Below are 8,298 nucleotides of genomic sequence, written 5' to 3' on the forward strand. Positions count from 1 at the left end.
GCAGCGCGCGGGGGCGCGCGGTAGCGCGCAGAAGGGCGGGTGGGTGCGAGCGCGGCGAGCACGCGACGTAGGAGCGGGCGTGGCGGTGCGTGGGTATGTGGTGTGTTGTGGAGTACTGCGCATTGTGTAGTAGTGTGGTCGGTGTAGGACTGGAGGCCGCGGTCTTCTGGTGGGTGAGGAGGTTGGTGTGGATACGAGCCAGTTGCTCAAGGGTGTGCTGGATCTGGCGGTGCTCGCGGTGTTGCGGGATGCCGACGGGTACGGGTACGACGTGTTGCGGCGGTTGCGGCAGGCGGGGCTGGAGGATGTCGCGGACGCGTCGGTGTACGGGACGTTGCGGCGGCTGTTCGCGGCCGGGGCGCTGACGTCGTACGTGCAGCCCAGTGAGGAGGGGCCGCACCGGAAGTACTACGGGCTGAACAAGACCGGCCTGGACATGCTGGCCCAGTCGACCAAGACCTGGAACCACTTCGCCGACACGATGTCGGTGCTGCTGTCGGAGGAGGAGGCCGCGTGAACAGCACGCTGACCGGAGCCGTCGCGATCTACCTGGCCCAGGTGCGGGCCGAGCTGAGCGATCTGCCGCCGGGCGAGCTGGAGGACGTGCTCGAGGACGTCAGCGGTCACCTCACCGAGGTGGCGGCCGAGTTCGAGCACGAGCCGACCACCGCCGGCCTGCAGGAGCGGCTCGGGACACCGCGGGAGTACGCCGACGAGCTGCGGACCGCAGCCGGCTACCCGCCCCGCACGCAGCCGGTCGCCGATCGCGACGCAGCCCGGAAGGCGCTCCGCTGGGGCCTGATCGCGGCGACCGTGGGACCGTTCTTCGTTGCTATCGGCATCTTCGCGTGGTCACACGAGGAGACCTTGTTCTTCGGGGTTCTCGGCTTCGGCGTGCTGTTCGCCGCGGCCTACCTCGGCGTCCGCGCTCTGCGCGGCCACGATCCGCGGATCGTGCTCGAGACGCCCCGCGGCGCGCAGGGCGCCGAGGCCGTCCGCGGCCTGGTCGACCAGATCCCGCCGAACGTCCGCCGCGAGCTGGTCACCATCGGCCAGCCGGTCTGGTGGGTCGCCCGCGGCGCCACCGGCGGCGGTGGCTTCTTCGCGCTGTTCGGCGCCGGCGCGGTCACGGTGGTCGGCGCGCTGGCCGGCGCCGCGGTGTCGATCTGGATCGGCCGCAAGACCCAGGAGGACGCGCGCTGGCTCTGGTACGTCGTACCGCTCAACGTCGTCGCGACCGTCGCCGTGCCGGCCTTCCTGGCCGCCGCCTACATGGGCGCGTCGTTCGGCTTCCTCAACGGGTACGACGACTACAGCGGGAGGTCGGCGTCGTACCAGGACGGCCTGGTCCTGAACGGCACGCCGGTCACGAACATCTACCCGTTCGATGCCCAGGGCAAGCAGGTGCCGGTCCGGCTGTACGACCAGGACGGCTCTCCGATCAGCCTGCGCAAGCAGGACTGCGCGACGTACTTCGACAACGCCGATGCCACCAGCAACAGCTTTCCGCTGCCCGTGATGATCGACGACGGGGCCGGCATGGAGCCGCGGACCTGCAAGGACTCCGACAAGGCCTCGTTCTCCCCGCCACCGGCCCCGGCCACCACAACCACGCCGAGCGCCAGCACGACACCAAGCGTGAGCACCAAACCGACGACGACCCCAAGCACCAGCGTGACCCTGACCGTCCAGCCCACGCGCTGAACAGTGAACCCCACCACACACTAGGGTGACGGGCCTTGTCGCCCGTCGTGTGAGGAACGCCTTGTGTGGATCGTGCTCGGAATCGTTGCCGTCGTCGTCCTGCTCATCGCCCTGGCGCTGTGGTGGTTGCTCCGCGGTCCTGACGACGAGCTGGACGAAGAGTTCGCGGTGGAACGCAAGTGGGACTGGGAGTCCGCGCTGGCCGAGGAGCAGGAGACTGCTCTGATGTCCGGCGTGCAGGCGTATCACAAGAGCAAGGACGGCCCGGTCTCCGTCGACGGCAGCAGCGGGCAGCTCATGCTGTTCGCGCCGCACTGCGTCATCTCGCTCTACCTGCTCGCCCAGCGGTTCGTTGCCCTCGGCCCGGATGCGGTGTCGTACCCGGTGAGCGCGGTCGGGCGGCTGCTCGACGAGTTCGCCGACCGGGAGCAGCCCGGGGTCCTGCACCTGCGGGACGGCTGGTGCCCCGCCGAAGGCGTCGACGGGATGGACGGCTCGGAGTTCGCTGACCTGGTGATGGACGTGCTGATGCAGCACAACGACCAGCGAGTCACCGGCGGATCGTGGAACGGCGACAGCATGGTCGAAGCAGTCGTCCATGCGACCGGGCTCAGCCTGCGCGAGGAGCGGGACGCCATGTCCGACCAGGCGGAGCACGCGAGGCAGCACGGCGCGTCGGACGAGGAAGCCTTCGACCGGGCCCGCGAACGGATGGAGGCGGACCGGAGCCGGCACACCAACCACCTGGTCCTGGACCTGGGCCGCGTGCTGGACCACTACGGCCAAGCCCGGCAGGCCCAGCCGCAGACACCGCCGATCGACCTCCTGCGCGGTCTGCTGGCCCGCATGGTGGCCTCCGAGGTGCCCGGCGTTCTCTGGACCCGTCCGGCCACCGACGACGAGCGAGCCATCCTCGCCGACTCCGCCTGGAACAACGGCGCGTGAAGGCGGACGACCTCCTCGGAGCGATCGCACGCACGGTCGCGGAGGACGGACCGGAAGGCTGGCAGCAGGCCACGCTGACCGCGACAGTCGGCGAAACCTGGTCCTACCGCAGCGGCCCCCGCTACCAGCCCGACGACGGCCCCTACCGGGAGGGCGACGACGAGCGGCTCCACAAGCAGCTCACCCAGCTCCACGAGGCGGTCGATGCGGTCGACTCCGTCCTGCTCGACCTCGTCGTCCACGCCTCCGGCGAGTACGAGGCTGTCACCAGCGAGTCGCTCAAAGAGCTCAACCCCGGCTACCTCTACGTCTTCGACGCCTACGACCTGCCTTTCGAGCCCGCCGAGCTCCAGTCCGGCCCGGCGAACGCCGTACCAGCAGGTGACCCGGCCGAGGCCGTCGAGCTCCTGCACCGGTACGTCGCCCACGTCGAGCGGATCCTGGACCGGAAACCGGGTGAGCTGTTCGGCAAGCTGCCTCCGCCGGTGCAGGCGGACGAATCCGACCTGCCTCCGGACCTGCTCGCGCTCTGCTCCGTCAACGACGGCGACGGCGGCGCCGGGATCTTCGACAACCACGTGTGGTTCGGGCTCGAGTCGGTCGCGGCACCGCCCCTCGAGCGGTGGTGGGGCGAGCGCGACTGGGCGACCGAGGTGTCCAGCCCGCCACAGCTCGACTGCGTTCCGGCCCTGGCAGTACGGCGAGCAGTCGACTGGCCGGCGTGGATCCCGTTCGCCGGTGACACCTTCGGCAACTTCCTCGCCGTCGACCTGGATCCAGGTCCACAAGGCAGTCCGGGACAGGTCGTCCGGATCGGCAAGGACCACCCTGGCCCGGTCTACGTCGCCGACTCGGTGACCACGCTGCTACGGCTGCACGTCGAGGCGCTGGACCGAGGCGACTACACCGAGTCCAACGGCGTGGTCACCACGAACTGGAACACGGTCGAAAACGACCCCGTCCTGCTCGAAGTCAACGGCCATGCCGTTCCACTTCGAGGCGTGCACGACGGCATCCAGGATCTGCGCGTGAAGAACGCCTTCCAGGTTGACCTCGAGCCGGTCCGCGGCCTGCCCGTCCTCTGGCACGTCGCCCTGACGAACTGCGCTTCCGCCGACCTCGCGCCACTCCAGGACACCCCGGTCGAGGAGCTCTTCATCGGCCTCGACCAGATCGACTTGAGCGCGCTGAGCGGTCACCCGACGCTGCGCCGCCTCAAGATCCAGACCCGCCTACCGGTCGACCTCACCCCGCTGCGCACCCTGCCGGCACTGCAGTCGCTGGACCTCTCGAAGGCGGTAGCGCAGGACTACCAGGTGCTGGAGGAACTAGCCCACCTGAAGTACCTCGGCCTCCGCGCCGACCAGTGGCAACAGGCCACCGCCCCACCAAATCTCGCCGCCGCCGGCCTCCTCGGCGACCCGACCTTCGCCGACGCAACCACCTGGGCCGCCCGATTCTCGCCAGACGACCCGTCCCGCCACCACGGGACCTACTGAAAGCCCGCCGCAGCCACGTACCGGTACGTGTAGCCGAGACGGTGGTAGACCGCGATGGCGGCAGCGTTGTCGCGGTCAACCATCAGGCCGGCGCGCCCGTGACGCTTCACCAACTCGTCCGTGACGAACCCACACACCTCACGGGCCAAGCCTTTGCCGCGGGCAACGTGTGCGGTCGCAACACCGGCCAGGAACCCGATCTCCGGCGCACTCCACGCATCCGCCGCGATGCTCAGCAGCTCCCCGCGATCACCGGTCACGGCCGCCCACCGCCGTACGCCGGAACGCCCGGGCCACGCGTACGACGACGGCCCGGCCTCGGTGAGTAGCGCCTCGACACCGTCGTCGCCGTCAAGCCAGGCCGCCGTGGTGGTCACCACGGAAAGCTCTGCGGTATCCATCCAGCCGAAGGCAGCCGTGAAGGACAGCCCAGGCACCCGGTCGGCGAGCTCCCGGATCGACTGCTCGTCGCCGAACGGACGGAAGCTCGTCCCCACCTCGGCGAAGACCTCGACCGCGAGACGCGCGACCGCGTCCGCCGGGCCGAGGACCGCGAGACGGTCCCGCTTGGAGAGGTCAGGCGCAGCGACGGCCACCGCGTCCCCGTCGTACCAGGCTCGGACGCCCGGACCGAGGCCCTGCCCGGCCCAGACGATCAGCGGATCGCCGGCACTCGCCTTCGCCAAGTCGGCCGTCGTCAGAATCTCGCGCACACGGGCAATTCTGACTCACTCCGCGCGTTGCACGGCGTACGGGACCAGGTGGTGGTAGCCGCGGACCGAGACTCGCCGGAGCCGGCGCAACCGGTAGTCGGGGTGGCCGTCGAGCGCCGCTGCCAGCTCGCGGTCGGCGAGGACACGGCCGGGTTTGCACTCCGAGGTGAGGCGGGCGGCCAGGTTGACCACCTCGCCGTACACGTCGCCCAGCCGGATCAGGATGTTGCCGTAGGCAAGACCAATGCGCAGCTCGGGCAGGTCGCCCGCCACGGTGACGGCGTCCTGCAAGGCGAGAGCGACCGCGGCGCCCTGCGCGGCGGTGTCGGTGACGAACAGCACCTCGTCGCCGATCGACTTGATCACCCGGCCGCCGTTCAGCGCGACCACGTCCGCGGCCGTGCCCTCGAAGCGCTCGATCAGCTGACCGAGCTCCACCTCACTCAGCCGACGAGCCAGCCGGGTGTAGCTGACGATGTCGGCGAACCCGACCGCGCGGATCCCGCGCGCCAACTGGTCCGAACCCGCCACCGCCCGACCGGCCGCCGCGGCCAGGTGGCGGCGCCAGACGTACGTCTGCAGCCGCTCCATCGCCGGGAGCAGCAGCCCGGCCACCTCGATCGCCTCGTCGGCCGACAGCTTCGAGTTGCCGAGGAACTCCAGGAACATCGCGGACTGCCAGGACGCGAGCCGGGACTGGGTCTGGCCTAGCTTGCGGGCCAGCGAGGACTCCAGCTCGGGGTCGATGAACCCGTCGTCCTCGAGGGCCGCGACCAGCCGCAACGCCTCGACGTCGCCGTCGGTGAAGGCGACCTCGTCGTCCGGCACGGTCGCGAACCCGAGCGCGTGCCACATCCGCTCGGCGCGGGCGATCGAGATCCCGGCGCGCTCCGACACCTGGATCCGGGTGAACTTCCGCTCGCCGCCGAGCAGCGCCTGCTCGAAGTCCCGCTGCACGGCAGCCGGATCGGCAGGCTCCGCAGTGTCAGGAGCCACCACGGCGCTCGGCGATGGTGGCGTCGATCGCGTCCCGGAAGGCCGGCAGCCGGTTGGTCAGGTCGTCGAACTTCTCCCGGGTGAAGTGCAGCAGCTGCAGCCGCGACTTCGCCGTCACCGTTGCCGTCCGCAACGTGTTCTTCCGGACCGCCACCTCGCCGGCGATGTCACCCGGGCCGAGCTCGGCGATCTGCTCGCCCTTCACCCGGACCGCGGCTGTGCCGCTCAGGATCAGGTACGCCGCGTCCGGTGGGGTCTGCTCCAGGATCAGCGACCAGCCGGCCGGCACCGAGACCTCCTCGCCGGCCTTGAAGATGTCCCTGATGTCGCGTCCGGACAGATCCGCGAATAACGGCAGGTCCCGCGGGGATGTCCTACCCAAAGCCACGTCGATCCTCCGAGCCCGCCGGGCCACCCCGGCGATCAGCCGATGTTTCCAGTCAGTAACTCTAACGGACGGCCGCGACCAGGAGTAACGCCGGCCGACGCCGGTGTACGGCGAGATGCGCATGACGCTCGACCTGCGCACGGGTCGGCACCGGTTCGTCCACCACCTCCAGGCGGAATCCCTGCTCCCGCAGCACTCCCAGCAAGGTCCCGATCGTGCGGTGATACTTGATCACACCGTCGACGAACCACATCCGTTGCCGCGGGCCCTCGTCCGCGTAGTCGTCGACCACGCAATCGGCCGCGGTCAGTGGGGCCGTCACCACCGGATGCTCGACCGAGAACACGAAGGACCCGCCCGGCGTCAGCCACTGCGCAACCCGCCCGACCAGGCCCACGAAGTCCTCGACGTAGTGCAACGCCAGGCTGCTTACCACCAGGTCCACCGATCCGGACGGAAGGTCGAAGTCGGCCAGATCCGCCCGGACATAACGCACTGCGGGATGCCGCTCCGCAGCCGCCAGCATCTGCTCCGACGCATCGACCGCGATCACCTCAGCTCCACCCGCAGCCAGCCGAACAGCCAGACCGCCTTCGCCGCACCCGAGATCCACGACCCGCAGCCCCTCGACCGGCGGCAGTACGGCGTTCATCGCCGGAATCTCGAGCTCGTCGTTGAGCCCGAGGCCGTCCCGCCGCAACTCTCGATACCCGCTGAGGAAGACCGGATCGTCGTACAACTCGGCGCCGTTCACAGCCACCGAACCAGGTCGTGGATGTCGATCATCGGCAACTCCCAGCGCAACGCGAACTGCTCCAGGTCAGCCGGCCCAGCCATCACCCCGTCCGGCCGCATCACCTCGCAGCACACGCCTACCGGCGCAAGCCCAGCCGCACGACACAGCGCGACCGTCGCCTCGGTGTGCCCGAGCCGCTCGGCCAGCAGCCCGGGTCGCGCGGCCAGCGGGAACACGTGCCCCGGCCGCAGGAAGTCCGTCGGTACGGCGTCCGCCGCCGCCAGCCGGCGGATCGTCGCCGCCCGCTCGGCCGCGGACACCCCGGTCCCGGCGGCGGACGCCAGATCGATCGACACGTGCATCGCCGTACCCTGCCGGTCGCCCTCGCCCGGCATCGGCGGGATCTCCAACCGCTCCAGTACGTCGGCCGCACACGGGATCGTCGTGTGTCCACAAGCGTTCGTCAGCAGGAACGTCATCGCCTGCGGCCGGAACCGCTCACCGGCGAAGACGACATCGCCCTCGCTCTCCGCGGTCGGGTCCCAGACCACGACGCCACCACCGGCGGCGATCTGCGCGACGACCTTCTGCACGCCGATCTCCCCACTGAGCTGACCCGCCCATGGCAACTGGCTGACCGCTTTCAGGAGATCGGGACCCTGCCCGTCGCGGGCCATCCGGACGAGCAGATCGCTCTCCAGGTTGACCCGATCGCCTTCGGCCAGCGCGCCGAGCGTGGTCTTCTCCAATGTGTTCGGCACGAGCACGACCGAGAACCGGTCCTTCAGCACCTCGGCCACGGTGATGCTGACGCCGTCGATCGCGACCGAGGTCTTCGCCACCAGCTTGGCGAGCAGGCGGTCCGGCGGCTTGATCCAGACCCGGCGCCCGGCCGGTTCGGCGGCGACCCGAAGCACCTTGCCGACCCCTTCGACGTGCCCCTGGACCAGGTGCCCGTCGATCCGGTCGCCGGCCGCGATCGGGAGCTCGACGTTCATCGTCGTACCGGCCGAGATGCGGTCCAGCGTCGTACGGCGCCTGGTCTCGTCCGTCACGCTCACCCGCACCTCGCCGGCGCCGGCCGGCTCCGCAGTGAACCTGACCCCGTCCAGACACACCGCGCCACCCGGGGCGACGGCGATCGCGGACTTCACCCGCAGGACATCGCCGGCGACCTCGACGACCGTGGCCGTGTGCTCAATTCTTCCTGTGAACATGCTTCGCTCTCCGGCTGTGGCGGTGTCTCCTGGTCCCCCGCCGGAGGCGCGGGACCCGATCGGAAGTGCACACGGATGAAAACCAGTCACACCAGCAGAT

9 protein-coding genes are annotated in these 8,298 nt (G+C 70.0%); 4 read left to right on the forward strand and 5 right to left on the reverse strand.

The window, feature by feature from the left end; translation table 11 throughout:
* Positions 1-187: 187 nt before the first annotated feature.
* The 4 genes from AB0H36_RS09690 to AB0H36_RS09705 all read left to right on the forward strand — a co-directional run bounded on the left by AB0H36_RS09690 (position 188) and on the right by AB0H36_RS09705 (position 4,148).
* Complete coding sequence (locus AB0H36_RS09690; protein WP_360519385.1) at positions 188-517, forward strand: PadR family transcriptional regulator; 330 nt, start codon at positions 188-190, stop codon at positions 515-517.
* Entirely contained in the window at positions 514-1,704 is a 1,191-nt protein-coding gene (locus AB0H36_RS09695) for a hypothetical protein (protein ID WP_360519388.1), read from the forward strand. Before AB0H36_RS09690 ends, AB0H36_RS09695 begins: the two co-directional genes overlap by 4 nt.
* Positions 1,705-1,767: 63 nt before the next feature.
* Complete coding sequence (locus AB0H36_RS09700; RefSeq protein WP_360519391.1) at positions 1,768-2,649, forward strand: hypothetical protein; 882 nt, start codon at positions 1,768-1,770, stop codon at positions 2,647-2,649.
* On the forward strand, positions 2,646-4,148 hold the full coding sequence (locus AB0H36_RS09705; RefSeq protein ID WP_360519394.1) for an SMI1/KNR4 family protein: 1,503 nt from the start codon (positions 2,646-2,648) through the stop codon (positions 4,146-4,148). Before AB0H36_RS09700 ends, AB0H36_RS09705 begins: the two co-directional genes overlap by 4 nt.
* Here the strand turns inward: AB0H36_RS09705 and AB0H36_RS09710 are convergent.
* The 5 genes from AB0H36_RS09710 to AB0H36_RS09730 all read right to left on the reverse strand — a co-directional run bounded on the left by AB0H36_RS09710 (position 4,142) and on the right by AB0H36_RS09730 (position 8,198).
* Positions 4,142-4,861 carry a GNAT family N-acetyltransferase gene (locus AB0H36_RS09710; protein WP_360519397.1) on the reverse strand — a complete coding sequence of 240 codons (720 nt, stop codon included), beginning with the start codon at positions 4,859-4,861 and terminating at the stop codon, positions 4,142-4,144. The two genes, AB0H36_RS09705 and AB0H36_RS09710, sit on opposite strands and share 7 nt — an antisense overlap.
* A gap of 15 nt (positions 4,862-4,876) precedes the next feature.
* Positions 4,877-5,857 carry an adenylate/guanylate cyclase domain-containing protein gene (locus AB0H36_RS09715; protein WP_360519400.1) on the reverse strand — a complete coding sequence of 327 codons (981 nt, stop codon included), beginning with the start codon at positions 5,855-5,857 and terminating at the stop codon, positions 4,877-4,879.
* Entirely contained in the window at positions 5,847-6,245 is a 399-nt protein-coding gene (locus tag AB0H36_RS09720; RefSeq protein WP_360519403.1) for a cyclic nucleotide-binding domain-containing protein, read from the reverse strand. The genes AB0H36_RS09715 and AB0H36_RS09720 overlap by 11 nt, the downstream gene beginning before the upstream one ends.
* A gap of 61 nt (positions 6,246-6,306) precedes the next feature.
* Complete coding sequence (locus AB0H36_RS09725) at positions 6,307-7,005, reverse strand: class I SAM-dependent methyltransferase (RefSeq protein WP_360519406.1); 699 nt, start codon at positions 7,003-7,005, stop codon at positions 6,307-6,309.
* The gene (locus AB0H36_RS09730) at positions 6,996-8,198 is read right to left on the reverse strand and encodes a 3,4-dihydroxy-2-butanone-4-phosphate synthase (protein WP_360519409.1); all 1,203 of its coding nucleotides are present in this window, start codon (positions 8,196-8,198) and stop codon (positions 6,996-6,998) included. The genes AB0H36_RS09725 and AB0H36_RS09730 overlap by 10 nt, the downstream gene beginning before the upstream one ends.
* Positions 8,199-8,298 lie beyond the last annotated feature (100 nt).

It is taken from the genome of Kribbella sp. NPDC050820 (assembly GCF_040653975.1).
GTDB lineage: Bacteria > Actinomycetota > Actinomycetes > Propionibacteriales > Kribbellaceae > Kribbella.